Origin of the sequence: Modestobacter sp. VKM Ac-2977, assembly GCF_026968045.1 — a bacterium.
Lineage (GTDB): Bacteria > Actinomycetota > Actinomycetes > Mycobacteriales > Geodermatophilaceae > Modestobacter.
On the sequence record NZ_JAPVBQ010000004.1, the window covers coordinates 551,476 to 577,385 of the forward strand.

The 25,910-nt window shown below is 71.4% G+C and carries 22 protein-coding genes and 4 tRNA genes; 6 read left to right on the plus strand and 20 right to left on the minus strand.

Features of this window, described 5'->3' with window-relative positions; all coding sequences use genetic code 11:
* Window positions 1-43 precede the first annotated feature (43 nt).
* Entirely contained in the window at window positions 44-514 is a 471-nt protein-coding gene (gene rpsG / locus O2V63_RS19270) for a 30S ribosomal protein S7 (protein WP_036334267.1), read from the minus strand.
* Complete coding sequence (rpsL, locus tag O2V63_RS19275; protein WP_036334266.1) at window positions 514-888, minus strand: 30S ribosomal protein S12; 375 nt, start codon at window positions 886-888, stop codon at window positions 514-516. The genes rpsG and rpsL overlap by 1 nt, the downstream gene beginning before the upstream one ends.
* Before the next feature lie 616 nt (window positions 889-1,504).
* Here rpsL and O2V63_RS19280 point away from each other — a divergent pair.
* The 3 genes from O2V63_RS19280 to O2V63_RS19290 all read left to right on the plus strand — a co-directional run bounded on the left by O2V63_RS19280 (window position 1,505) and on the right by O2V63_RS19290 (window position 3,900).
* Entirely contained in the window at window positions 1,505-2,485 is a 981-nt protein-coding gene (locus tag O2V63_RS19280) for a hypothetical protein (protein ID WP_269169105.1), read from the plus strand.
* A gap of 71 nt (window positions 2,486-2,556) precedes the next feature.
* Window positions 2,557-2,772 (plus strand): hypothetical protein, encoded by a 216-nt coding sequence (locus O2V63_RS19285; protein ID WP_269162930.1) that lies wholly within the window; start codon window positions 2,557-2,559, stop codon window positions 2,770-2,772.
* An 87-nt stretch (window positions 2,773-2,859) separates the two neighbouring features.
* Window positions 2,860-3,900, plus strand: a complete 1,041-nt coding sequence (locus tag O2V63_RS19290) for an LLM class F420-dependent oxidoreductase (RefSeq protein ID WP_269169106.1) — start codon at window positions 2,860-2,862, stop codon at window positions 3,898-3,900.
* Window positions 3,901-4,011: 111 nt separating this feature from the next.
* Here the strand turns inward: O2V63_RS19290 and O2V63_RS19295 are convergent, their stop codons facing one another.
* From O2V63_RS19295 to O2V63_RS19335, 9 genes are all read right to left on the minus strand, one after another.
* Entirely contained in the window at window positions 4,012-7,911 is a 3,900-nt protein-coding gene (locus O2V63_RS19295; RefSeq protein ID WP_269169107.1) for a DNA-directed RNA polymerase subunit beta', read from the minus strand.
* Between the two features lie 96 nt (window positions 7,912-8,007).
* Window positions 8,008-11,502 (minus strand): DNA-directed RNA polymerase subunit beta, encoded by a 3,495-nt coding sequence (gene rpoB, locus O2V63_RS19300; protein WP_269162927.1) that lies wholly within the window; start codon window positions 11,500-11,502, stop codon window positions 8,008-8,010.
* Between the two features lie 549 nt (window positions 11,503-12,051).
* Window positions 12,052-12,441, minus strand: a complete 390-nt coding sequence (gene rplL, locus O2V63_RS19305) for a 50S ribosomal protein L7/L12 (RefSeq protein WP_269159149.1) — start codon at window positions 12,439-12,441, stop codon at window positions 12,052-12,054.
* A gap of 18 nt (window positions 12,442-12,459) precedes the next feature.
* Entirely contained in the window at window positions 12,460-13,077 is a 618-nt protein-coding gene (rplJ, locus tag O2V63_RS19310) for a 50S ribosomal protein L10 (RefSeq protein WP_269162925.1), read from the minus strand.
* Window positions 13,078-13,420: 343 nt separating this feature from the next.
* On the minus strand, window positions 13,421-14,137 hold the full coding sequence (rplA, locus tag O2V63_RS19315; RefSeq protein WP_269169108.1) for a 50S ribosomal protein L1: 717 nt from the start codon (window positions 14,135-14,137) through the stop codon (window positions 13,421-13,423).
* A gap of 127 nt (window positions 14,138-14,264) precedes the next feature.
* Complete coding sequence (rplK, locus tag O2V63_RS19320) at window positions 14,265-14,693, minus strand: 50S ribosomal protein L11 (RefSeq protein WP_036334253.1); 429 nt, start codon at window positions 14,691-14,693, stop codon at window positions 14,265-14,267.
* 92 nt (window positions 14,694-14,785) lie between these two features.
* The gene (gene nusG / locus O2V63_RS20895) at window positions 14,786-15,682 is read right to left on the minus strand and encodes a transcription termination/antitermination protein NusG (protein ID WP_269169109.1); all 897 of its coding nucleotides are present in this window, start codon (window positions 15,680-15,682) and stop codon (window positions 14,786-14,788) included.
* 43 nt (window positions 15,683-15,725) lie between these two features.
* Complete coding sequence (gene secE / locus O2V63_RS19330; RefSeq protein WP_269169110.1) at window positions 15,726-16,184, minus strand: preprotein translocase subunit SecE; 459 nt, start codon at window positions 16,182-16,184, stop codon at window positions 15,726-15,728.
* A 63-nt stretch (window positions 16,185-16,247) separates the two neighbouring features.
* Window positions 16,248-16,323, minus strand: a tRNA-Trp gene (locus O2V63_RS19335).
* Window positions 16,324-16,538: 215 nt separating this feature from the next.
* Here O2V63_RS19335 and O2V63_RS19340 point away from each other — a divergent pair.
* On the plus strand, window positions 16,539-17,792 hold the full coding sequence (locus O2V63_RS19340) for a pyridoxal phosphate-dependent aminotransferase (protein ID WP_269169111.1): 1,254 nt from the start codon (window positions 16,539-16,541) through the stop codon (window positions 17,790-17,792).
* Between the two features lie 15 nt (window positions 17,793-17,807).
* On the opposite strand, the gene O2V63_RS19345 is transcribed toward O2V63_RS19340, so the two are convergent.
* The 8 genes from O2V63_RS19345 to O2V63_RS19380 form a co-directional block, all read right to left on the minus strand.
* On the minus strand, window positions 17,808-18,230 hold the full coding sequence (locus O2V63_RS19345; RefSeq protein WP_164699912.1) for a MaoC family dehydratase: 423 nt from the start codon (window positions 18,228-18,230) through the stop codon (window positions 17,808-17,810).
* On the minus strand, window positions 18,227-18,673 hold the full coding sequence (locus O2V63_RS19350) for a MaoC family dehydratase N-terminal domain-containing protein (RefSeq protein ID WP_269169112.1): 447 nt from the start codon (window positions 18,671-18,673) through the stop codon (window positions 18,227-18,229). Before O2V63_RS19350 ends, O2V63_RS19345 begins: the two co-directional genes overlap by 4 nt.
* A gap of 30 nt (window positions 18,674-18,703) precedes the next feature.
* A complete protein-coding gene (gene rpmG / locus O2V63_RS19355; protein ID WP_014742879.1) occupies window positions 18,704-18,868 on the minus strand; it encodes a 50S ribosomal protein L33 in 165 nt (54 codons plus the stop codon).
* A 115-nt stretch (window positions 18,869-18,983) separates the two neighbouring features.
* Window positions 18,984-19,057 (minus strand) — tRNA-Met (locus O2V63_RS19360).
* Window positions 19,058-19,106: 49 nt separating this feature from the next.
* Window positions 19,107-19,179 (minus strand) — tRNA-Thr (locus tag O2V63_RS19365).
* A gap of 101 nt (window positions 19,180-19,280) precedes the next feature.
* On the minus strand, window positions 19,281-21,782 hold the full coding sequence (locus tag O2V63_RS19370; protein WP_269169113.1) for a putative bifunctional diguanylate cyclase/phosphodiesterase: 2,502 nt from the start codon (window positions 21,780-21,782) through the stop codon (window positions 19,281-19,283).
* 441 nt (window positions 21,783-22,223) lie between these two features.
* A complete protein-coding gene (locus tag O2V63_RS19375) occupies window positions 22,224-24,293 on the minus strand; it encodes a hypothetical protein (RefSeq protein WP_269169114.1) in 2,070 nt (689 codons plus the stop codon).
* Window positions 24,290-24,571 carry a hypothetical protein gene (locus tag O2V63_RS19380; RefSeq protein WP_269169115.1) on the minus strand — a complete coding sequence of 94 codons (282 nt, stop codon included), beginning with the start codon at window positions 24,569-24,571 and terminating at the stop codon, window positions 24,290-24,292. Before O2V63_RS19380 ends, O2V63_RS19375 begins: the two co-directional genes overlap by 4 nt.
* A 165-nt stretch (window positions 24,572-24,736) precedes the next feature.
* Here O2V63_RS19380 and O2V63_RS19385 point away from each other — a divergent pair, with 165 nt between their 5' ends.
* Entirely contained in the window at window positions 24,737-25,174 is a 438-nt protein-coding gene (locus O2V63_RS19385) for a pilus assembly protein TadG-related protein (RefSeq protein WP_269169116.1), read from the plus strand.
* Between the two features lie 47 nt (window positions 25,175-25,221).
* On the opposite strand, the gene O2V63_RS19390 is transcribed toward O2V63_RS19385, so the two are convergent.
* Window positions 25,222-25,303, minus strand: a tRNA-Tyr gene (locus O2V63_RS19390).
* Between the two features lie 89 nt (window positions 25,304-25,392).
* On the opposite strand from O2V63_RS19390, the gene O2V63_RS19395 reads away from it, so the two are divergent.
* Complete coding sequence (locus O2V63_RS19395) at window positions 25,393-25,884, plus strand: YajQ family cyclic di-GMP-binding protein (protein WP_036333198.1); 492 nt, start codon at window positions 25,393-25,395, stop codon at window positions 25,882-25,884.
* The last annotated feature ends 26 nt before the right edge of the window (window positions 25,885-25,910 follow it).

Below are 25,910 nucleotides of genomic sequence, written 5' to 3' on the forward strand. Positions count from 1 at the left end.
TCGCCCGGTTGAACCGCGGGCAGCGGCTGCTGATGGACTGGCGTCACCAGCGGTAGTGCGCGAAGGCCTTGTTCGACTCGGCCATCTTGTGCGTGTCCTCGCGGCGCTTGACCGCGGCACCGAGGCCGTTGCTGGCGTCCAGCAGCTCGTTCATGAGGCGCTCGGTCATCGTCTTCTCGCGACGCGCCCGGCTGTACTGGATGAGCCAGCGCAGGCCGAGGGTCGTGCTGCGGGAGGGGCGGACCTCGATCGGCACCTGGTAGGTCGCACCACCGACGCGGCGGCTGCGCACCTCGAGAGCGGGCTTCACGTTGTCCAGCGCACGCTTGAGCGTGACGACCGGGTCGGTGTCGTTCTTCGCCCGGACGCCCTCGAGGGCGCCGTAGACGATCGCCTCGGCGACAGAGCGCTTGCCGTCGACGAGCACCTTGTTCACCAGCTGGGTGACCAACGGCGACTGGTACACCGGGTCGGCGATGAGCGGACGCTTCGGCGCGGGGCCCTTGCGCGGCATTAGCTCTTCTCCTTCTTCGCGCCGTACCGGCTGCGAGCCTGCTTGCGGCCGCGGACACCCTGGGTGTCCAGCGAGCCACGGATGATCTTGTAGCGGACGCCGGGGAGGTCCTTCACCCGGCCGCCGCGCACGAGCACCATCGAGTGCTCCTGCAGGTTGTGGCCGACGCCCGGGATGTAGGCGGTCACCTCGACACCGCTGGTGAGGCGCACGCGAGCGACCTTGCGCAGCGCCGAGTTCGGCTTCTTCGGCGTCGTCGTGTAGACGCGCGTGCACACGCCGCGGCGCTGAGGGGATCCCTTCAACGCCGGGGTCTTGGTCTTCTCGACCTTGTCCTCGCGGCCCTTGCGGACCAGCTGCTGGATCGTGGGCATGGGTGGCCTGGATCTCCTGCCTGCGCTGGGTCGTGCTGTGGATGTGGTGCACTGCGTGTGGTGTGCCCGGTGGCCCGGCCCTCTCGAGTCTGCCCGCGACCCACCCTCCGACCCCCGCGCTCGGGCGTGTCGCCCTTGGCGAGAACCGGCCAGTTGATCGAACCGGACTCGTCGCCCCTCGCGATCCGGCGCCGGCCACACCACCTTGCAGTGGACCCCGTCGATGACGGGAGTGGCCCCTGACATCCGGTCGATCCGAAGACCGATGGACGCCCAGGTGCACCGCTTACGGGAGCAGGCCCAGTCATCCTGGGCACAGCTGACCACAGTACCCGGCCCTGCCGGACCGGTCAAAGCCGGGTCGACATGTGGGCTGCGCACCGGTTCGGCCGGTCCGTCCTGCACCGACTGCCGTTGCCTCGGGCATGTTCCCCGGGCGCTGCCCGAGGGGTCGTGCGGGGACCGTACCGGAACCGGACGGCGGCGGGCAGGGGTCCCGGCGCGCGTCGTCGTCCGTCGTCACGTCGCTTCTGTCGGACTCCGGCCCTACGGTCGGTGGCGACCCGCTCACGTCCCGCACCTCGTTGGTGGTGCGCCTGCCGCTCGGAGGTACGCCGTGCTCCCCGACAACGCCCGCGAACTGAAGGCCCGGCTGTCCAAGCGGCTGAGCGAGGTACCTCCGTCCAGCGTCGCGGCCAGCTCCGTCGACGGTCCTTCCCGGTGGAGCGGGGTGGCGCTGGGCCTGGCCCCGGTCGCCAGAGGTCAGGTGCACCTGGCGATCCGGCTGATCGAGCAGGTCGACGCCGACGTCGTGCTGGGCGGGCTGGACGCCGTCGCCCGGGACGAGGTCGACGTCCGGGTCATCGGGCCGGTCCGGCCGCTGACCTCCCCCGCCCCTGACGAGCTGCGTCGGCGGGGGCGTCCGTTGCGGCCCGGGGCGTCGGTCAGCCATCGCGACGTCACCGCCGGCACCATCGGGGGATTCGTCCGACGGCGCGGCGCGGAGGGGCTGCTCGTGCTGAGCAACAACCACGTGCTGGCCAACAGCGACGCGGGCAGGGCGGGCGACCCGGTGTTCCAGCCGGGTGTCGCGGACGGGGGTCTCGACGCCGACCGGATCGGCAGTCTGGCCGCCTTCATCCGGTTCCGCCTCGAGCCGGGGAACCTGGTCGACGCCGCGGTCGCCGCCCTGGACCCCGGCATGACGGCTGACCCCGCCGGCTACCCCGGCGGCCCGCTCTCCGCCGTGGTCGCCGCCGCGGATGACACCGACCCCGACGAACTGGTGGAGAAGGTGGGGCGCACGACGGGTCACACCCACGGGCGGATCACCGCCGTCGAGGTCGACGGCGTCGGGGTGCAGTTCGACGACGCCGTGCACACCTTCGACGACCAGGTGGAGATCGAGGGCGTCAGCGGGGGGTTCAGCGCCGGGGGCGACAGCGGGTCGGTGATCTGGCGCAGCCGGGACCGCGCGCCACTCGGGCTGCTGTTCGCCGGGTCGACCACGGGCGGCAGCGCCGGTGGCGGCGTCACCTTCGCCAACCCGCTGGCCACGGTGCTGCGCGAGCTCGACGTGGAGTGGTTCGCGGGCTGAGCGACCCCGGAAGGAGGGCCTCGGCAGGCGTTGCCCTGTCCTGATCCGGCACCGGGGGGCACCATGGGGGCATGACCGACCGCGCCTCTGCCCGCGCAGCCAAGGACGCGTTGGCCTCCCGCTTCGCCGCCGACCCCGGCGTCGCCGCGGTCGGGCTGGCGCGGCAGGCCGCCGACTACGTCGTCCGGGTCGACCTGACCGAGGCGGGCGCCGGCGCCCGCGTGCCGGCCGACGTCGACGGCGTACGGGTCGTCACGCACGTGATCGGCACCGTCCGCGCCCTCTGAGCGCCCCGGGGGCCCACTCCCCCGCCGGGCCGTTACCGTCGGCGGCAGTGGCACCGACGAGGGTGCCACGGACGCCGAGGAGGGCGCGTGCGCATCGGGATCCAGGCCAGCTACGCCGGTGACTTCAAGCAGACCGCGGACGAGATCCGTGACCTGGAGTCCGCCGGGCTCGACGTCGCGATGTGCGCGGAGGTGTACACCTTCGACGCGGTCAGCCAGCTGGGCTACCTGGCAGCCGTGACCGACCGGGTCGAGTTGATGAGCGGCATCCTGCCCATCTACAGCCGCACGCCGGCGCTGATCGCGATGACCGCGGCCGGTCTGGACTTCGTCTCCGGCGGGAGGTTCACCCTCGGGCTGGGTGCCTCCGGGCCGCAGGTCATCGAGGGCTGGCACGGGCTGCCCTACGACGCCCCCCTGCAGCGGACCCGCGAGATCATCGAGATCTGCCGCCAGGTGTGGCGCCGCGAGCGGCTGGAGCACGACGGCAAGAAGTACCAGGTGCCGCTCCCGGCCGACCAGGGCACCGGCCTCGGCAAGCCGCTGAAGCTGATCAACACCCCGGTGCGGCCGCAGATCCCGGTGCTGCTCGCCGCGCTCGGGCCCAAGAACGTGGAGCTCGCCGCCGAGATCGCGGAGAAGTGGGAGCCGATCTTCTTCCACCCCGAGCGTGCTGCCGACGTCTGGGGCGCCTCGCTCGAGGCAGGCAAGGCCAAGCGGGACCCGTCGCTCGGCGAGCTCGACGTCGTCGTCGGCGTCCCGGTGGCGATCGGCGAGGACGTCGACCACCTGGTGGAGGCAGTGCGGCCGGGGATCGCGTTGTACGTCGGCGGCATGGGCGCCAAGGGCAAGAACTTCTACAACGACCTGGCCCGCCGGTACGGCTACGAGGCCGAGGCGGAGGCGATCCAGGAGCTGTACCTGGCCGGGCGCAAGGACGAGGCGGCCGCCGCCGTCCCGGAGGACCTGGTGCGGGCGACCTCGCTGATCGGGCCGGAGTCCTACGTGGCCGAGCGGATCGCCGCGTTCGCCGAGGCCGGGGTGACCACGATCAACCTGCAGCCCCTCGACGACAGCCGCGAGGGCAGACTCCGCACCGTCGAGACGATGCGCCGCCTGGCGGGCTGAGGCCGGCGGGGCCGGGTGGACCGGCCCCTTCCGTCACGTGACGTCCGTCGAGACACAGAAGGGCCCCGGGAGCTCGCGCTCCCGGGGCCCTTCTGTCACTCATTCAGCGCATCAGCGCCAGTCGTACTCCTCGAGCCGGACGGCCTCGCCCGTGCCCTGACCGAAGACGTCCGGGCTGTAGTACTGCCCGTCGTCGTAACCGGCCATGGTGTAGACGGCGGCGCGCGCCTCCTCGGTGGGCTCGACCGTGATGTTCCGGTAGCGGCTGATGCCGGTACCGGCCGGGATCAGCTTCCCGATGATCACGTTCTCCTTGAGCCCGAGCAGGCTGTCGCTCTTGCCCTGGATGGCGGCGTCGGTGAGCACCTTGGTCGTCTCCTGGAAGGAGGCGGCCGACAGCCACGACTCCGTCGCCAGCGACGCCTTGGTGATCCCCATCAGCACCGGACGGGCCGAGGCCGGCTCGCCGCCCTCGGCGACCACCCGACGGTTCTCCGTCTCGAACAGCGTCCGCTCGACCAGCGCACCGGGCAGGAACTCCGTCGCGCCCGAGTCGATGATGGTCACCCGCTTCAGCATCTGGCGGATGATCACCTCGATGTGCTTGTCGTGAATCGACACACCCTGGCTGCGGTAGACCTCCTGGACCTCGCGCACCAGGTGCAGCTGCACCTCGCGCGGGCCCATGATCCGCAGCACCTCGTGCGGGTCGACGGCACCCTCGGTCAGCTGCTCGCCGACCTCGACGTGCCCGCCGTCCTCGACCCGCAGCCGCGAGCGACGCGACAGCTTGTCGTAGACGACCTCTTCGGACCCGTCGTCCGGGGTGATCGTGAGCTTGCGGAACTGGTCGCCGTCCTCGATCCGGACGTTGCCGGCCAGCTCGGCGATCGGGGCCTTGCCCTTGGGGACACGGGCCTCGAAGAGCTCGACCACACGCGGCAGACCGTGCGTGATGTCCGCGCCGGCCACACCACCGGTGTGGAAGGTGCGCATCGTCAGCTGCGTGCCGGGCTCGCCGATCGACTGGGCGGCGATGATGCCGACCGCCTCGCCGACGTCCACGAGCTTGCCGGAGGCCAGCGACCGGCCGTAGCAGGTGGCGCAGGTGCCCAGCAGCGACTCGCAGGTGAGCACGCAGCGCACCTTGACCTCGGAGACCCCGGCGTCGACCAGCTGAGCGATCAGCACGTCGCCCAGGTCGGCCCCGGCCGGGGCGATCTGGGTGCCGTCGGCAGCGACCACGTCAGCGGCCAGTGCACGGGCGTAGACGCTGGTCTCCACGTGGGCGTCGCGGATGACCGCGCCGTCCACCACGGTGCCGATCGGCATGAGGACGCCGCGCTCGGTGCCGCAGTCCTCCTCGCGGATGATGACGTCCTGGGAGACGTCCACCAGCCGGCGGGTGAGGTACCCGGAGTCGGCGGTGCGCAGCGCGGTGTCGGCCAGGCCCTTGCGGGCACCGTGCGTGGAGATGAAGTACTCCAGCACGGACAGACCCTCCCGGAAGTTGGCCTTGATCGGCCGCGGGATGATCTCGCCCTTCGGGTTGGCCACCAGGCCACGCATGCCGGCGATCTGGCTGATCTGCATCATGTTGCCGCGAGCGCCGGAGTTGACCATGACCCAGACCGGGTTGGTGGTCGGGAAGTTGTCGACCATCGCCTGGCTGACCTCGGCGCGGGCCCGCGTCCAGATCTCGATGAGCTCGGAACGACGCTCGGCGTCGGTGATGACGCCGCGCTCGTACTGACGCTCGATCTTGCGGGCCTCGTCCTCGTGCCGCTCCAGGATCGCGGCCTTCACCGGCGGGGTGACGACGTCGTCGATCGCGATCGTCACGCCCGAGCGGGTCGCCCAGCGGAAGCCGGCCGACTTGAGGGCGTCCAGCGTCGCCGCCACCTGCACCTTCGGGTAGCGCTCGGCGAGGTCGTTGACGATCGCGCCCAGCGCCTTCTTCGGCACCTGGTAGTTGACGAACCGGTAGTCCTCCGGCAGTGCCTCGTTGAAGAGGACCCGACCCAGGCTGGTGGAGACGACGGCCGGCTGACCGGGCTCCCAGCCCTCGGGGGCCTCCCACGGGTCGTTCGGGCCGCTGTCGACGCCGAAGACCTCGTCGAGGCGGATGAGGACCCGCTCCTGCAGCCCGAGCACGCCCTTGTCGAAGGCCATGACCGCCTCGGCCGTCGTCGAGTACGACTTGGGCCGCTCGCCCTCGGGCACCTCGACCGACCCGGAGAGGGAGGTCAGGTGGTAGAGGCCCAGCACCATGTCCTGGGTCGGCGCGGTGATCGGACGACCATCGGCCGGGCTCAGGATGTTGTTGCTGGAGAGCATGAGGATGCGGGCCTCGGCCTGCGCCTCGGCCGACAGCGGCAGGTGCACCGCCATCTGGTCACCGTCGAAGTCCGCGTTGAACGCGGTGCAGACGAGCGGGTGGATCTGGATGGCCTTGCCCTCGACCAGCTGGGGCTCGAAGGCCTGGATGCCCAGACGGTGCAGCGTCGGCGCCCGGTTCAGCAGCACCGGGTGCTCGGTGATGACCTCTTCCAGGACGTCCCACACGACCGGCCGCGCACGCTCCACCATCCGCTTGGCGGACTTGATGTTCTGCGCGTGGTTGAGGTCGACCAGCCGCTTCATCACGAAGGGCTTGAACAGCTCCAGCGCCATCTGCTTGGGCAGACCGCACTGGTGCAGCTTGAGCTGGGGGCCGACGACGATGACCGAACGGCCGGAGTAGTCGACGCGCTTGCCCAGCAGGTTCTGCCGGAACCGGCCCTGCTTGCCCTTGAGCAGGTCGCTCAGGGACTTCAGCGGACGGTTGCCCGGGCCGGTGACGGGACGGCCACGACGACCGTTGTCGAACAGCGCGTCCACGGACTCCTGGAGCATCCGCTTCTCGTTGTTGACGATGATCTCCGGCGCGCCCAGGTCGAGCAGTCGCTTGAGCCGGTTGTTCCGGTTGATCACCCGTCGGTACAGGTCGTTCATGTCGCTGGTCGCGAAGCGGCCACCGTCCAGCTGCACCATCGGGCGCAGGTCCGGCGGGATCACCGGCACGCAGTCCAGGACCATGCCCATGGGCGAGTTCTGGGTCTGCTGGAACGCGGCGACGACCTTCAGCCGCTTGAGCGCCCGCAGCTTGCGCTGGCCCTTGCCGCTGCGGATGGTCTCGCGCAGCGAGACGGCCTCGGCGTCGAGGTCGAAGCCGGCGAGCAGCTTCTGCAGCGCCGCGGCGCCCATGCCGCCCTCGAAGTACTCACCGAAGCGGTCGCGCAGCTCCCGGTAGAGGCCCTCGTCGGCGATGAGCTGCTTGACCTCGAGCTTGCGGAAGGTGTCCATCACCTCGTCGAGGCGGTCGATCTCCCGCTGGGCCCGGTCGCGCAGCTGGCGCATCTCGCGCTCGCCGCCCTCGCGCACCTTGCGGCGCACGTCGGACTTGGCGCCCTCGGCCTCCAGCTCGGCGAGGTCGGCCTCCAGCTTCTGCTGGCGCGCCTCCACGTCGGCGTCGCGGCGACCCTCGAGGTTGGACTTCTCGGCACTGATCTCGGCCTCGACGGTCGGCAGGTCGCGGTGACGCGCCTCGTCGTCGACGGAGGTGATCATGTACGCAGCGAAGTAGATGATCTTCTCGAGGTCCTTGGGCGCCAGGTCGAGCAGGTAGCCCAGGCGCGAGGGGACGCCCTTGAAGAACCAGATGTGGGTGACCGGCGCGGCCAGCTCGATGTGCCCCATCCGCTCACGACGCACCTTGGCGCGAGTGACCTCGACGCCGCAGCGCTCGCAGATGATGCCCTTGAAGCGGACCCGCTTGTACTTACCGCAGTAGCACTCCCAGTCCCGGGTGGGACCGAAGATCTTCTCGCAGAACAGGCCGTCCTTCTCCGGACGGAGAGTGCGGTAGTTGATGGTCTCGGGCTTCTTCACCTCGCCGTGTGACCACTGGCGGATGTCGTCACCGCTGGCCAGACCGATGCGCAGTTCGTCGAAGAAGTTGACGTCGAGCACTCGATGTACCCCTTTCCGGGGCTAGTTCTTCGCTTCTAATCGATGAGGGTGTGGTGCCGGCCGGCCCTGACTCGGTCAGGGCCGGCCGGCGGCCGATCAGACGTCTTCGACGGACGACGGCTCACGGCGGCTGAGGTCGATGCCCAGCTCCTCCGCGGCCCGGAAGACCTCGTCGTCGGTGTCACGCAGCTCGATCGCGTTGCCGTCGCTGGAGAGGACCTCCACGTTCAGGCAGAGCGACTGGAGCTCCTTGAGCAACACCTTGAAGGACTCCGGGATGCCCGGCTCCGGGATGTTCTCGCCCTTGACGATCGCCTCGTACACCTTGACGCGGCCGAGGATGTCGTCGGACTTGATGGTGAGGAGCTCCTGCAGCGCGTAGGCCGCGCCGTAGGCCTGCATCGCCCAGCACTCCATCTCACCGAAGCGCTGACCACCGAACTGCGCCTTACCACCCAGCGGCTGCTGCGTGATCATCGAGTACGGCCCGGTCGAACGGGCGTGGATCTTGTCGTCGACCAGGTGCAGCAGCTTCAGGATGTAGACGTAGCCCACCGAGATCGGCTCGGGGAAGGGCTCCCCGGAGCGGCCGTCGAACAGCCGCGCCTTGCCGGTCTCCTTGACCATCCGGTTGCCGTCGCGGTTCGGGACCGTCGAGCCCAGCAGGCCGATGATCTCCTCCTCCTTGGCACCGTCGAAGACCGGCGTCGCGGTGCGGGTGCCCGGCGCGGCCTGGCGCGCAGCGCCCGGCAGCTTGGCCGCCCACTCCGGGGTGCCCTCGACCTCCCAGCCGGTCTTGGCGATCCACCCGAGGTGGGTCTCCAGCACCTGGCCGACGTTCATCCGGCCGGGCACGCCCAGCGGGTTGAGCACGATGTCGACCGGCGTGCCGTCCTCGAGGAACGGCATGTCCTCCTGCGGGAGGATCTTGGAGATGACGCCCTTGTTCCCGTGGCGGCCGGCCAGCTTGTCGCCGTCGCTGATCTTGCGCATCTGGGCCACGTAGACCCGGATGAGCTCGTTCACGCCGGCGGGCAGCTCATCGCCGTCCTCGCGGGAGAAGACCCGGACGCCGATGACCTTGCCGGACTCACCGTGCTTGACCTTGAGGCTGGTGTCGCGGACCTCGCGGGCCTTCTCACCGAAGATCGCCCGCAGCAGCCGCTCCTCGGGGGTCAGCTCCGTCTCGCCCTTGGGCGTGACCTTGCCGACGAGGATGTCGCCGGGGACGACCTCGGCACCGATCCGGATGATCCCGCGCTCGTCGAGGTCGGCGAGGACCTCCTCGGAGACGTTCGGGATGTCCCGGGTGATCTCCTCGGCACCGAGCTTCGTGTCGCGGGCGTCGACCTCGAACTCCTCGATGTGGATCGAGGACAGGACGTCGTCCTGCACGAGGCGCTGCGACAGGATGATCGCGTCCTCGTAGTTGTGACCCTCCCAGGGCATGAAGGCGACGAGCAGGTTCTTGCCCAGCGCCATCTCGCCCTCGTCGGTGCACGGACCGTCGGCGACGACCTGGCCCACCTCGACCCGCTGGCCCTCTTCAACCACCGGGCTCTGGTTGATCGAGGTGCCCTGGTTCGAGCGCTGGAACTTCAGCAGCCGGTAGGTCTGCCGGGTCCCGTCGTCGGCCATCACGGTGACGTAGTCGGCGGTGGAGTCCTCGACCACACCGGCCTTCTCGGCCACCACGACGTCACCGGCGTCGACGGCGGCACGCAGCTCCATGCCGGTGCCGACCAGCGGGGCCTCGCTGCGCAGCAGCGGGACCGCCTGACGCTGCATGTTCGCGCCCATCAGGGCGCGGTTGGCGTCGTCGTGCTCGAGGAACGGGATCATCGCCGTCGCGACCGAGGTCATCTGCCGCGGCGAGACGTCCATGTAGTCGACGTTCTCCGGGGCGAGGTCGGTGGTCTCCCCGCCCTTGGTGCGGACGAGGACCAGGTCCTCGGCGAACCGGCCCGACGCGTCCAGCGGCGAGTTGGCCTGGGCGACGACGAAGCGGTCCTCCTCGTCGGCGGTCAGGTAGTCGATCTGGTCGCTGACGGTGCCGTTGACGACCTTGCGGTACGGCGTCTCGATGAAGCCGAAGGGGTTCACCCGGCCGAAGGAGGACAGCGAGCCGATCAGGCCGATGTTCGGGCCCTCAGGGGTCTCGATCGGGCACATCCGGCCGTAGTGGCTCGGGTGCACGTCGCGGACCTCCATGCCCGCGCGCTCACGGGACAGACCACCGGGGCCCAGCGCCGACAGGCGGCGCTTGTGGGTCAGGCCCGCGAGCGGGTTGGTCTGGTCCATGAACTGCGAGAGCTGGCTGGTGCCGAAGAACTCCTTGATGGAGGCGACGACCGGCCGGATGTTGATCAGCGTCTGCGGCGTGATCGCCTCGACGTCCTGGGTCGTCATCCGCTCGCGGACCACGCGCTCCATGCGGGAGAGGCCGACCCGGATCTGGTTCTGGATCAGCTCACCGACCGTGCGCAGGCGACGGTTGCCGAAGTGGTCGATGTCGTCGACGCCGTGGTCGGGCTCGCCGGCGTGCAGACGCACGACGTACTCGATGGTGGCGACGATGTCGTCCTCGGTCAGCGTCGAGGTGCCCTTGGGCACGTCGACACCGAGCTTCTTGTTCACCTTGTAGCGGCCGACCTTCGCCAGGTCGTAGCGCTTCGGGTTGAAGAAGAGGTTCTCCAGCAGCGCCTGCGCCGATTCACGCGTCGGCGGCTCGCCCGGGCGCAGCTTGCGGTAGATGTCCAGCAGCGCCTCGTCCTGGCCGGCGAGGTGGTCCTTCTCCAGGGTGGCCAGCATGGTGGGCGACCACTGGAAGTGTTCGCGGATCCGGTCCTCGGTCCAGCCGAGGGCCTTGAGCAGGACGCTGACCGGCTGGCGGCGCTTGCGGTCGATCCGGACGCCGACGGTGTCGCGCTTGTCGACGTCGAACTCCAGCCACGCACCGCGGCTGGGGATGACCTTGGCGCTGTAGACGTCCTTGTCCGACGTCTTGTCCAGGCTCTTGTCGAAGTAGACGCCGGGGCTGCGGACCAGCTGGGAGACGACGACGCGCTCGGTCCCGTTGATGACGAACGTGCCCTTGCTCGTCATGACCGGGAAGTCGCCCATGAACACCGTCTGGCTCTTGATCTCGCCGGTGGTGTTGTTCATGAACTCGGCGGTGACGAACAGCGGCGCCGCGTAGGTCATGTCCTTGTCCTTGCACTCCTCGAGGGACGCCTTGACGTCCTCGAAGCGCGGGTTGGAGAAGGACAGCGACATCGAACCGCTGAAGTCCTCGATCGGCGAGATCTCCTCGAGGATCTCGGCGAGACCGCCGACGGCGTTGGCCTGGTCCTCGGGGGCGAGGGTGGCCTTCCACTCCGGGGCGCCGACCAGCCAGTCGAACGAGGCGGTCTGCAGGGCGAGCAGGTCCGGGACCTCGAGGGGCTCGCGGATCTTGGCGAACGAGACGCGGAGCGGCGCGCCGGGGATCTTCTGCTGGTCGGTGCCGCCGGTACGGGGACCGGGCTGGACGTCGACCGCGGTGGTGCTGGGATCAGTGGTGGTGGTGCTGGTGGGGCGAGAGCCTGCCAAGATGCGTCCTTTCGAGGACCTCACGACGTGCGGGCGGTGGGTGCAGTTCGTCCTGGGTCGTCGTCGTTGTCGGCGAGGCTGACCGCGGATGCCTGCCCCGTCGGTACGGTCAACACGGGGTGACCCGGAGCCGTTCCCGGGCACCCCTCGTGACCCGTCTCGGCGGGCTGGCAGTCAGAGGGCAGCGCAACAGGAGACCCTACCCCTGCTCAGCGCCGGTGTCCACGTCGGGCCGCCGGGGCGGTCGGGGACCCACCCGCGAGGGGTGGCCGGCGCCCACCCGGCCCGAGGGACACGGGGCTCCAGCAGGAGCCCGGCGCCGCGGGATCGGGGGTGAGCGGGATGAGTGCCCTGCCGATGATGCCAGTGCCACAGCGCACGTGGGACCGCCACGCCGCGACCTGTGGGTGAACGGAGACCCCGCGGACCCCACCCGGCGACAGCGGCCGGGACGCACGACAGGGGCCGACCCACCGGAGTGGATCGGCCCCTGTCGTCAGTGCGGGGTGGTGCTACCCGGCCGCCACGGAGGTGGCGGCCGGGTGGGGGTCACTTGACGGTGACGGTGGCGCCGGCGCCCTCGAGAGCGGCCTTGGCCTTCTCGGCAGCGTCCTTGGCGACCTTCTCCAGGACCGGCTTCGGCGCGTTGTCGACCAGGTCCTTGGCCTCCTTGAGGCCGAGCGAGGTCAGGCCGCGCACCTCCTTGATGACCTGGATCTTCTTGTCACCGGCGGACTCGAGGACGACGTCGAACTCGTCCTGCTCGACCGGGGCCTCCGCGGCAGCGCCGCCACCGGCGCCACCGGCAGGCGCGACGGCGACCGGCGCAGCGGCGGTGACGTCGAAGGTGGTCTCGAACTCCTTCACGAAGTCCGACAGCTCCAGGAGGGTCATCTCCTTGAAGGCGTCGAGCAGCTCGTCAGTGGAAAGCTTGGCCATGGTGTCTCCTTGAGGGGGTCAGTCGGTGCTGGCCGCGGAGTCCGCGGCAGCATCGGTCGTGTCGGGGGTGGTGTCAGCAGCAGAGTCGGCGGGAGCAGCGTCGTCCGAGGCGGCAGCGCCCTCGGCCGGCTTCTTCTCCTGCAGCGCGGCGGCCAGCCGGGCGACCTGCGACAGCGGGGCCTGGAACAGCCCGGCCGCCTTGGTGAGGTTGCCCTTCATGGCGCCGGCCAGCTTGGCCAGCAGGACCTCACGGGACTCGACGTCGGCGAGGCGGGTGACCTCGGCAGCGTCGACCGTGCGGCCTTCGACCACGCCGCCCTTGATGACCAGCAGCGGGTTGGCCCGCGCGAAGTCACGGATGGCCTTGGCGGCCTCGACCGGGTCGCCCTCGATGAAGGCGATCGCGGTGGGGCCGTTGAGCAGCGGGGCCAGGTCGGAGTGACCGACCGAGTCCGCCGCCCGCTTCGTCAGGGTGTTCTTGACGACGGCGTAGCTGCTGCCCGCACCGAGGGAACGACGCAGCTCGGTGAGCTGCGCCACGGTCAGCCCGCGGTACTCGGTGAGCACGGCCGCGCTGGACTTCTGGAACCGCTCGGTGATCTCTTCGATCACCGCGGCCTTCGCCTGCGTGGGCATGGGCCTCCTCTCGTCTGTCGGGCGACCACCGGCGACGTGCGCCCGGGGCGATCGGGCCCGGAGACGAGGAACGCCCCGGCGCAGAGCGCACGGGGCGAGGGACGTTCACGGTCCGGGCGGCGAGCCCAGGCCGTGCCACGTTCGTCGAACCGTCCACCTGCGCGGGTCGCCCGGTCGATTCCGGACCTTCGATCGCACGCGGACGTGCGACGACCAGCGGTCTTGGGGGGAACAGCAGGAAGAGTACACGGCCCTGCGTCCCCCAACGCACGAGGGCCCCGCAGCGACGTGCGCTGCGGGGCCCTCGTGGGGACGGGGTCCGTCGATCAGACAGGTGCGCCGATCAGGAGGGCTCGTCCACGGTGAGGTTGCGGGTGCGGTTCGGGTCGACCTGGATGCCCGGGCCCATGGTCGTGGAGACGGTGACCTTCCGCACGTACCGGCCCTTGGCCGCCGAGGGCTTGGCCCGCAGGACCTCGTCCAGGGCGGCGGCGTAGTTCTCCACCAGCTTGGCCTGGTCGAAGGACGTCTTGCCGATCACCAGGTGCAGGTTGGCCTGCTTGTCGACACGGAAGTTGATCTTCCCGCCCTTGATGTCGTTGACGGCCTTGGTGACGTCGGGGGTCACCGTGCCCGTCTTCGGGTTCGGCATCAGGCCACGAGGGCCGAGGATGCGGGCGATGCGACCGACCTTGGCCATCTGGTCCGGGGTGGCGATCGCGGCGTCGAAGTCCAGGAAACCGCCCTGGATCTGCTCGATCAGGTCGTCGGAGCCCACGACGTCGGCGCCGGCGGCCTCCGCCTCGGCTGCCTTGTCGCCGGTCGCGAAGACGATGACGCGGGCGGTCTTGCCGGTGCCGTGCGGCAGGTTGACCGTGCCGCGGACCATCTGGTCGGCCTTGCGCGGGTCGACCCCGAGCCGGATCGCGACCTCGACGGTGGCGTCGTACTTGGTGGTCGAGGTCTGCTTGGCCAGACCGGCGGCCTGCAGCGGGCTGTACAGCGTGTCCGCGTCGACCAGCTCGGCGACCTTGCGGTAGTTCTTGCCGTGCTTTGCCATGGTGGTTCTCCTTCCCCCCGGAGCGGGGGTCGCGTGGTGCGCGGGCCTGGCGAGGCCCTCCCACGAGTGCTGTCCGGGTCCGCGTGGACCCGGGTGGTGCAGCGCCGCCGTCAGCCGGCGGCTGCCGTCACTTGACGGTGATGCCCATCGACCGGGCGGTGCCGGCGATGATCTTCTCGGCCTGCTCGAGGTCGTTGGCGTTCAGGTCGGCCATCTTGGTCTGCGCGATCTCGCGGACCTGGTCGCGGGTGACCGTCGCGACCTTGGTCTTGTGCGGCTCACCCGAGCCCTTCTCCACACCGGCGGCCTTCAGCAGCATGCGCGCTGCCGGGGGCGTCTTGGTGACGAAGGTGAACGACCGGTCCTCGAAGACCGAGATCTCGACGGGGATGACGCTGCCGCGCTGCGCCTCCGTCGCGGCGTTGTACGCCTTGCAGAACTCCATGATGTTGACGCCGTGCTGACCGAGGGCGGGGCCCACGGGCGGCGCGGGGGTGGCCGCACCGGCGTTGATCTGGAGCTTGATGACCGCGGTCAACCGCTTCCTGGGGGGCATGACTTCCTTCTTCGTGACGGTGGTGACTGGCTGGAACGGCTCCCTCGCAGGCCCCACCTTGAGCCTGCGAAGGCTGGGGGGCGAGGGGGTCCTTAGATCTTGGTGACCTGGGTGAACGACAGCTCGACCGGCGTCTCGCGGCCGAAGATGGAGACGAGCACCTGGAGCTTCTGCTGCTCTGGGTTGATCTCGTTGATGGTCGCCGGCAGCGTCGCGAACGGCCCGTCCATGACGGTGACGGACTCGCCCACCTCGAACTCGACCTCCGGCGCGGGGCCGGCGCTGGGGGCCGCCTCGGTCGTGGAGACCGGCTTGGCGGTGGTGGCCGGCACCAGCAGGTTGACGACCTCGTCGATGCTGAGCGGTGACGGCTTGGAGGTGGCCCCGACGAAGCCGGTGACGCCCGGGGTGTTGCGGACTGCACCCCAGGACTCGTCGTTGAGGTCCATCCGGACGAGCAGGTAACCGGGCAGCTTCTTGCGGTTGACCTGGGTCCGCTTGCCGTTCTTGATCTCGGTGACCTCCTCGGTGGGCACCTCGATCTGGAAGATGTAGTCCTCCATGTCCAGCGACGTGATCCGGGACTCGAGGTTGGTCTTCACCTTGTTCTCGTAGCCCGCGTAGGAGTGGATCACGTACCAGTCGCCGAACTGGCCGCGCAGCGTCGAGCGCAGGGTCTCTGCCGGGTCCTCGTCCTCCGCCGCCGCGGTCTCGAGAGCTTCGACGACCACGGGGTCGTGGTCGGGGGCGGGCTCGGCCAGGGGGTCGGCGACGAGGGTGTCGCGGCCACCGGACTCCACCTCGGGGACGGCGTCGGCGGATCCGGTGTCGGTGTCCTGGTCTGCGGTGTCGCTCGATCCCTCGGCGGACCCGGTCTCGCCGGCGCCCGTCTCGAGGTCTGCGCTACCGCGCACGTCCGCACGCGCGTCGTCGAGGTCGGTGCCCTCGACGGCGCTGTCGGTCTCGAAGGGCTCGCGGGGGTCAGTCACAGGGTCTCTTCCTTGTCGGGTGTGGTGCAGTCGCGGAGGGCGGTCAGCCGAAGACGGCGAGCACGCCCTGGGCGAAGAGGAGGTCCAGGCCGGCGACGATCGCGACCATGACCGCCACGAAGATGATCACCACGGTGGTGTAGGTGATCAGCTCCTTGCGACCGGGCCAGATCACCTTGCGCAGCTCGGCGACGACCTCGCGGAGGAACCGCCCCAGGTCCCGCTTCTTCCGCTGCTCGGCGGCGCGTTCCCGCTCGGCGGCGGCGCGGGTGCGCGTTCCGGTGGAACCCGTGTCGGGTGTCCGGCCGGCGGGACGGCTGGACGAGCGGGACCGGCGCTGGGTGGGGGTGGCGACGACCTTGTCCTCGTCGGTCTCCGCCTCGTCGGCGACACCGGCCTCGGCGGCCTCGAGCGCTCCCGCGTCCTCCACACCCGGCGTCTCGGCGTCGAGCTGCTCGGCGTCGACCTGCTCGCCGTTCGGCTCGCCGTCCTTCTCGCTCACAGCGCCTCGCTCACGTCGGTCCGGCTCACTTCGGTCGGCTCTTCTCGGTCGGTCGTCAGGTCGTGGCAGGGGTGACAGGACTTGAACCTGCAGCCTGCGGTTTTGGAGACCGCTGCTCTGCCAATTGAGCTACACCCCTAGGGAACGCCGGTTCCGCGTCGCGACGCGGCCCCAGTACTCGACGTGACCCCCCGAAGAGGGCCTCCGGGGCACGCCGGTGGCGGGGTCCCACAGGCCCCAGGTCGTCGAGTGTACGGGACCGGCCCGGCCAGCAGCCAACACGGGAGCCGGGTCGCCTCCCGCGGGGTGCGCGGAGCGGGCTGGGACACCCGGTCCGTCTGCCACGATCGGATCATGCCGACCGCCCCCGCCCCCGGGTCCGAGCCCGTCGAACCGACGCCATCGGCGGAGCGGCGGGTCTCCCGGCGGGTCGCCGCGGTCACCTCCTCCACGACGATGGCCGCCGACGCCCGCGCCAAGGCGCTGCGGGCCACCGGACGGCCCGTGATCAGCTTCGCCGCCGGCGAGCCGGACTCCCCCACGGCCGACCACGTCGTCGAGGCGGCCGTCCGGGCCGCCCGGGACCCGGCGATGCACCGCTACACCCCGGTCGCGGGTCTCCCCCAGCTCCGGGAGGCGATCGTCGCGAAGACGCTGCGCGACTCGGGCCTGACCGCCCAGCCGACCGACGTGCTGGTCACCGCCGGGGGCAAGCAGGCGGTCGCCCAGGCACTGGCAGCGCTGCTCGACCCCGGCGACGAGGTGCTGCTCCCGACGCCGCACTGGACCACCTACCCCGAGGCGATCCGGCTGGCCGGCGGCGTGCCCGTCCCGGTGGTCGCCGACGAGGCCAGCGGCTACCTGGTCTCCGTCGGACAGCTCGAAGCGGCTCGCACCCCGCGCACGAAGTTGCTGCTGTTCTGCTCCCCGGCCAACCCAACCGGCGCCGTCCACCCGCCCGAGGAGGTGGCCGAGATCGGCCGGTGGGCGCTGGCTGCCGGCCTCTGGGTGGTCACCGACGAGATCTACGAGCACCTGACCTACGACGGGACGACGGCGCCGTCGTTGCCCGCCCTGGTGCCGGAGGTCCAGCCGCGGTGCGTGGTCGTCAACGGCGTCGCCAAGGCGTATGCGATGACCGGCTGGCGGGTGGGCTGGCTGATCGGGCCGGCCGACGTGGTGGCCGGGGCGACGGCCCTGCAGTCGCACTCGGCCGGGCACGTCTCGAACGTCGCCCAGGCCGCTGCGGTGGCCGCGCTCAGCGGTGACCAGTCCAGCGTCGCGGAGCTTCGGGCCACCCTCGACCGGCGCCGCCGGACCGTCGTGCGGATGCTGCGGGAGATCCCCGGGATCGCCTGCCCCGCGCCGCAGGGCGCCTTCTACGTCTACCCGTCGGTCACCGCCCTGCTCGGCCGCTCGATCGCCGGGCGCACGGCCACCACCAGCGCCGAGCTGGCCGAGCTGCTGTTGGAACTGGCCCAGGTCGCCGTCGTGCCGGGCGAGGCCTTCGGCACGCCGGGGTACCTCCGCCTGTCCTACGCCCTCGGGGACGACGACCTGGTCGAGGGTGTCCGCCGGATGCAGCAGCTCCTGGGCTCCGCAGGCTGAGACCCGCGGACGCGATCAGCCCAGCGCGACGACGGCGCGGGCCAGGGACAGGACCTTGTCGCCACCACTGGTCACGGTGAGGTCCACGCGCACCCGGCCGTCCTCGAGGAGGGCAGCGACCCGGCCCCGCACGGTCAGCTCGGCACCGAGGTCGTCGTCGGGCACCACCACCGGCCGGCTGAAGCGCACCGAGTAGTCGACGACGGCACCCGGATCGCCGGCCCAGGCGGTGACCGCGCGGACGGCGAGCCCCGCGGTGAGCATCCCGTGTGCGATCACTCCGGGGAGGCCGACCTCGCGGGCGACCCGCTCGTTCCAGTGGATGACGTTGAGGTCACCCGAAGCGCCTGCGTAGCGGACCAGGTCGGCGCGGGTGACCCGGGAGGTCTGCTCGGGCAGCTCGGTGCCGACCTCGACGTCGGTCGGTCGAGGGCTCATGCCGTGCCCCGGGCGACGAGCATCGAGCGGGTGGTGCAGACCGGCTCGCCGTCCTCGGTGGCCAGGTCCACGCGGGTGGTCAGCATGTCGTTGCCGGCCACCGTCTTCACCGCGTCGATGGTGGCGGTCGCGACCAGTCGGTCGCCGGCCCGGATCGGGCGGTGGTGGGTGAACCGCTGCTCGCCGTGCACCACCCGGCTGTAGTCGAGCCCCACCTCCGGGTCCTCGACGACGACGTTGCCCGCGCCGAGGGACAGCACGATGGCGAAGGTCGGCGGGGCGATGACGTCGGGGTGACCGGCGGCACGGGCGGCGGCCGGGTCGACGTAGACCGGGTCAGGGTCGGCCAGCGCCGCGGCGAACTCCGCGATCTTCTCGCGCCCGACCTCGTACACGGCAGAGGGCGGGTAGCTGCGCCCGACCAGTCCTGCGTCCAGCGCCATGCTCCCGCCCTCTCCTCGCGACCGCTGCGGTCAGCGCGTCTCGCGGTGGACCGTGTGCTTGCGGTCGGTCGGGCAGTACTTCTTCAGCTCGATCCGGTCGGGGTCGTTCCGCCGGTTCTTGCGGGTGATGTAGTTGCGGTTCTTGCACTCCTGGCAGGCCAGGGTGATCTTCGGACGAACGTCGGTGGCTGCCATGAGCGCATCCTCGCCTTGTCGGTGGTCGAGTGTCCCTCGACGCTTCTCGGGTGGTGCCCGTGCCCGGCGGATGCCGAACACGACGACGGACCCCGTTCCCGGGGTCCGTCTGGGGTAGCGGTGACCGGACTTGAACCGGTGACACAACGATTATGAGCCGTTTGCTCTACCAGGCTGAGCTACACCGCCAGGTGACCGTCCGGCCCGGTCTTCCGACTGCACCGGTGGTCGTCGTGCGAGCCCCTTTACGGAATCGAACCGTAGACCTTCTCCTTACCATGGAGACGCTCTGCCGACTGAGCTAAAGGGGCCTGCTCCGAAGAGCCGTGGAGAACTGTACCTGATGCCTTCGGCCTCCCTGCAGGGGCCCGCCGCGAGCCTGCGAGCGGTGGGGGGGCAGGGAGGCCCTCTCTCAGGTGCGGACGAACAACCGCCGGTGGGTGGCCCCCGGCGCGGCGGCGCGGACCCCGGTGCGCGCCAGCAGCCACCCCTCGAGCCGGTCCTCGGGCAACGGGCGGCTGACCAGGAAACCCTGCAGCTTGTCGCAGCCCATCTGGGTCAGCAGGTCCCGGGTCACCTCGTCCTCGACCCCCTCGGCCACCACGCGCAACCCCAGGTTGTGCGCGAGCTCGACGATCGAGCGGGCGATGAAGGACTCGTTCTGGCTCGTCGACATGCCCAGCACGAAGGACTTGTCGATCTTCAGCTCGTCGATCGGCAGCAGCCGCAGCTGGGACAGGGACGAGTAGCCGGTGCCGAAGTCGTCCATGGACAACCGCAGGCCCAGCGCGTGCAGGTCGGCCAGCACGGTGCTGTTGCGGACCGTGTCGTCGACGACACTGCCCTCGGTCAGCTCGAGGGTCAGCAGCTCACCCGGCACCCCGTGGTGGCGCAGTGCCCGGCGGACCCGGTCGACGATGTCCGGCTCGGCGAGGCAGTGGGCCGAGAGGTTGACCGCCACCGACAGGGCGATGTCCTGGTCCAGCCACCGCCGGCAGCGGTCCAGCGCCCGGTCGAGCACGTGGTCGGTCAGCAGCCCGATCCGGCCGATCTGCTCGGCCAGGCTGATGAAGTCGTCCGGCGAGATGTCCCCGTAGCGCGGGTGCGCCCAGCGCACGAGGGTCTCCACCGAGACGATGTCCGCGGTGCGGGTGTCCACGATCGGCTGGAAGACGACCGAGATCTGCCCGTCGGCCATCGCGGTCTCCAGCTCCGCCCCCAACTGCAGACGGCGCAGGCTCTGCTGGTCCAGGACGGGGTGGTAGGTCGCCACTCCCCCGGAGCCCTGTGCCGCGAGCAGCGCGACGTCCGCCCGCTGGATCAGCGTGCCCGACTCCGACCCGTGCACGGGCGCCGCAGCGACCCCGATCGTCAGCGCGACCTCCAGGTCCAGCCCGGCGACCCGGGCCCGGGTGGAGGCGGCCTCCCGCAGCCGACGGGCGGCTCGCTCGGTGGCGGCCAGGGACAGGCCCGGCAGCAGGACGGCGAACTGGCCGCCCTCCATCCGGGCCACGACGGCCTGCGGCGGCGCGTGCTCGCGGAGCAGCCCGGCGGTGACCAGGAGCAGCTCGTCGCTGGCGGCGTGCCCGAGGGTGTCGGTGACGTCGGTGTAGCCGTCCAGCGCCGCCAGCACCAGCCCGGCCCGGGCGGTGGCCGGCTCGGCCAGCAGCAGCGCGTCGATCTCCCCACCCAGCCGCTGCCGGTTCGGCAACCCGGTCAGCCGGTCGTGGTCGCCGTCGTGCCGGATCTGACTGAGCAGCTGCTGCTGCCGGATGGCGGCGTTGACGTGGGTCAACATCGATTCCAGCGCACTGCGGTCGCCGTCGGCGAAGGTCACCACGTCGCTGCGCCGGTCACAGACCTCGAGGTAGCCGGGCTCACCGGCTGCGGTGACCACGGGAGCACCGAGCACCTCGCGGGCGTGGCGACGGGCCAGGGCGGCCAGCTCCCGGGGCTCCGCCCGCGCCGTCCAGAGGAGGACCGGTCCCGCGGCATCAGGAGCCAGGGCACGCTGCCGGATCAGGTCATCGGGATCACCGGGACCGTCGTACCAGGCGAGCTCGCCATCGGCGGCGTCGACGACGAGCTGCGGGCCGTCGTCGAGGTAGGGCGGCAGCCACAGCGCCACCCGGTCGGCGTTGAGCAGCTCACGGACCGCGCTCACGATCTCCCTGGTCCCCGCCTCGTCCGGGGTCACCAGCTCCACGCGCCGGGCGAAGTCGTAGACCTGCTGGACGGTCCGCCGTTCACGGATGGCGTGCGAGGACTGCCGGAACATCGCCACAGCCCCCAGTACGAGGGGTCCGATCAGCACCCAGCCCCACGCCGTCTCACGGGTCAGCAGGAGGGCGACGACACCGACGACCACGCTCAACGGAGCAACGGCAAAGGCCGGGATCGCGCTCAGCAGCAGTCCCCAGCCCGGGAAGCCCCCGGACAGCCAGATGGCCAGACAGGTCATCAGGATGCCGACGACCGTCGCCGCCAGCAGCGCCAGCACCAGGGACAGCCAGCTCAGCGGGTCGTCGAGGTCGAGCTGCGGGAGCCACGACAGCACCAGCAGCGCTGTGCACACCTCGGCGACGGTCAGGCCGATGTTGTAGGCGGCCTTGGTCAACGGGAGCGACTGACGGACCAGCACGATGGACACGGCGGCCACGCGGGCGATGACGGCCCAGACGCCTCCGACCTCGACGAGCGCGATGACCAGCACCAGCTCGGAGGGCGAGACCGCGAAGGTCTGGCGACGGAACTCCAGCTCCAGCTGGGACGACTCGGTGAGCAGGAAGGCGAGGAAGAGGGCCAGGACGGCCCACACCGACGGGGTGGTCCAGGCATGCGGCAGCGTCAACGCACCGAGCACCGCCGCCACAGAGAGCGCGACGGCGACGATCATCTCGGGGCGCCGGATCACTGCTGCCCCCCACTGTGGGGAGGCCGGCTGCTCGGCCAACGTCAGCCCGTCTGTCAATTGGCGTGGTCGACAGACGTTAACAGCGGTGGCCCCTTCCGGGCAGCCACCTCACCCGATGGGGCAGCCGGCTCGTCACGACCGCCCCGCAGCCAGGCGGCCGGGTCAGCGGTTCCAGCGCCACCCGCGGTTCCAGCGCCAGCCACGGTTGGCGGCGGAGGGGCGGGCGGTGGCGAGCGAGGTGGTGCCGGTCATGACATCTCCTGAGGGGCGCGGATGGACTCGGGTCGCGGTAGCCGCCCGCGCGGGGGCAGAGCGTCGTCCGGCACAGACCGCAATGAAGAGACTGCAGCGGGTCACCCACACGCGCAATATCGAACACGAACGGGTTGATGATCTTCGTTGTGTCGTGACTCTCTGCGGTGAGTGATCTGCCTAGAGTCACTAATGGGTGACCCCGTTCGTGCGCCTGCGTCGGCGCCACCGGTTCCTGTCGTCGGGGTCGGGCACGTCGTCGAGCCGGTCCAGTGGCGAGGGGGCCGGTGGTCCCGGCCGGCCGAGCACGGCGGCCACCTGGTCGAAGCCCGCGCGGGCGGCTGACCCGAGCGATCCGAGGGTGAACGCGTCCGCGGTCAGCAGCTCGACCGCGGCCCGCTCGGCGTCCTCAACAGTCCGGACCCGGCCGGTGTCCGGGCCCATCCGCACGACGCCGTCGGCGCCGGCCAGGCCGGCCGCGGCGTCCAGGACGTCGCCGACGAGCTCCCCCCGTGGCCCGCGGAGTGGTGCGCTGGGCAGGGTCACCCCGATCGTCCACAGCATCTGCCGGTCGACGGCTTCCCCTTGCGCCTGGCTGTGCGCGAGTGCATGGCGGAGCCGCTGCCCGTGCTCCTGGACCGCCACGGTGGCACCGACGATCGCCGCGGCAGACGACGCCGGCCCGCCTGCCTCCCCGGCTCGCAGCGCAGCGTGCACCGCACCGACCACCGGCTCGCTCCGGGCCTCGTCGGCGAACAGGTGTGCCAGTCCACGCAGCTCGGTGTCGGTCGACGCGTCGAGGTCGCCGTCGGCTCCGCCGTCCCGTACAGCCGCGTCGAGGAGTGGCACCAGGACGCCGGGCTGCCCGGCCACCAGTCCGCTCACCGCAGTGCCGATCCCGGCGAGCGTCGCCTGGTCGACCAGCACCCGGTCCGGTGCGTCCGGCGCCAGGCCCTGCCCCAGTGCCCGCAGGGCCGCCTCGACCGCGGCCGCCGCACCCGGGCCCGCGGCGGCGAGCGAGACCACGGCGGCCAGGTCCGCCGTCCCGGCCGGCCAGGGCCGGCTCAGCAGCGTCGTCCAGGCCGCCGGCTCGCCGAGCAGCCGACCCGCTGACCTCGGGTCGGCGCCGCTGCGCAGCACGGTCAGCGCCGCCGCCACCGGGTCGGGTGTCGTCGGCCCGACCCGGACGGCCGCCCCGACCCCCTGGGCGGCTTCGCGGGCCAGGAGCTGGCTCGCCCAGGACGCAGCCAGCCGGGAGGCGCCTCCCCCGACCGGGCCGACCAGGGTGCGCAGCACGACCCCCATCCCGACGGCCACCACGTCGACGGCACCGTCGGGGTCTGCGGGGTCCAACCGCAGCTCGTCGAGCGCCCGGCCGCCCCGGCTCGTGGCGGATGACCCGGCTGCCACCGAGCTGAGCGTCACCGCCAGCAGGCCGGCCAGCGCGTCGACGGAGCCACCCCGCTCGCCCAGCACGGTGAGCAGCCAGCGGAGGCCGTCGGCGCCGAGCCGCCCGACCACGGCAGCAGCGAAGGCAGGGCTCGCCGCGTGGCCGGACCAGCCGGCGGCCGCAGCATCGAGCTGCTCGGCCGTGCCCGGCAGGAGGAGATCCTCCGCCGCCTCCTTCCCCAACGCGGCGAACGCGCCGTCCCCCCATCCCGGCATCCGCCCGGCGAGCCAGCCGGTGACCCGCGCGGCGTCCGCAGGGCGGGCGGCCCCGCCCAACGACGCGGCGACCGCGGCGAGCACAGCCGCGACGGCCGTGGCGTCGGCGGCCAGCTCCTCGAGCAGGGCCCGGTGCTCGACGGCGCGGTCGGCGTCGTCCACCGCGACCGCCGCGCTCAGGTCGGCGGCCTCGTCGCGGCCGGGGGCGGGGACGCCGCCGTCCCACGCCGGCCCGATCAGCACCGCGAGCCGGGACCCGGCGCGGGCGAACTGGTCACGTTGGTCCGCGCGCAGGGCGGCAACCCGGGCGAGCACGGTCAGCCAGAGCTCACGGTGCTCAGTGAGCCGGGCAGCCGCCGTCGTCAGCGCGCTGTGCAGCTCACCGGCCACCGCCGTTGCCGTGGTGACCTCGGTGGTCACCGCCGCCGCGTCGGCTCCCCGCCAGCCGGTGTCGACGACCGCCGCGTCCAGCAGGTGCACCGTCGTCCCCGCCGAGAAGCCGGCCGATGCGAGCTGGTCGAGGACCTCACCCAGGACGGTCGGGGAGCCCGGCGGGTCGGGCAGCTCCGCCGGCGTGGGGAGCAGCGTGCTCATCGGGGGACAGCCGCGCCCCGACCGGGCAGCAACCCGCCGTCCAGCTGCTGCCAGGAGTCGGCGGCCGTCGCCACGGCGCTCTGCAGCCAGGCCAGCTCGCCGGCCAGGCAGCCACCGGCGGCCGCCACCGTCTCACCGAACCCGGCCACGACCGGGCCGAGTGGCCCGCCCACCCCCGCGCCGTCGACCGTCGCACCGACCTGGGCCGCCCGGGCCGACGCGGCGTCCAGCACCCCGGCCAGCGCGTACAGCCCGGCCGGGACCACCTCGATCACCATGCCGGGGAGTCTGGCGGCCCAGCGGCGTCGCCCCCGACCGTCGTCCACAGGCTCGCTGGCCTCGCAGGCTGAGCGGAGCGTCGTCGTCCACACCGTCCACAGGCGTCGTCCACAACCGGTGGACGACGGCGGAGCACCGTTGCGGCCGGCCTCTAGGCTGCGCGCGTGCGCACCGGACCGTCCGACGTCGGCGACCCCGAGGCCGGGTCGACCCTGCCGTTCGTGCTGGTCTGCTGGCTGGTGGGGGCGCTGATGGTGTTCGGTGCGATCGCTGCCTCCGACGCCTTCCTGGAGCAGCAGGAGGTCCAGTCGGTCTGCGACGGTGCCGCGCTGGCGGCGGCGAACCAGGTCGACGAGGGCGCCGTCTACACCCGCGGGGTGGGCACCGAGCTGCCGTTGACCCGCGCAGCGGCCGAGGCGGCGGTGGCCGACCAGCTCGGAGACGTCGGCGTCGTCTTGGACTCGTGGTCGGCGGCGACCGACGGGGCCGAGGTGACCGTGCGGTGCAGCCGGTCGGTCCCGATCGCCTTCGGCTGGCTCTTCCTGGCCGGCGAGCCACTGGAGCGCACCGCCGTGGCCAGCGCCCGGGCCCCCACCGCATGAACGAGGACGGCCCCCGACCGCGAGGTCGGGGGCCGTCGTACCAGGTGTGGCGGGTGAAGGATTCGAACCTTCGTAGGCTAAGCCGACGGATTTACAGTCCGCTCCCATTGGCCACTCGGGCAACCCGCCGTGGTGGTACCGGGAGAGCTTACAAGACGGGGGACGACGTCCTCGCCGGGTCCCCGGCGGCGCGCCGTCCCCACTGAGGAGGAACCGACATGGCCGATGCGTCCTTCGACGTGGTGAGCAAGGTCGACCGACAGGAGGTCGACAACGCCCTGAACCAGGCGGGCAAGGAGCTGTCGCAGCGGTTCGACTTCCGTGGCGTGAACGCCACCATCGCCTGGGCCGGCGAAGAGGCCGTGAGCCTGCAGGCCGACACCGAGGAGCGGGTGGCCGCAGCGCTGGAGGTGTTCAAGGAGAAGCTGGTCAAGCGGGGCATCTCGATGAAGGCGCTGGACGCCGACGAGCCGCAGTCCTCGGGGAAGGTCTACAAGATCTCCGCCCGGATCCAGCAGGGCATCGCCTCGGACAAGGCCAAGGAGATCGCCAAGGCCATCCGCGACGAGGGCCCCAAGGGCGTGCAGGCGCAGATCCAGGGCGACCAGCTCCGGGTCAGCGGCAAGAAGCGCGACGACCTGCAGGCGGTCCAGCAGCTGCTGAAGAGCAAGGACTTCGAGATCGCGCTGCAGTTCGACAACTACCGCTGAGCTGAGGGAGACGGCCCCCGCGCTGC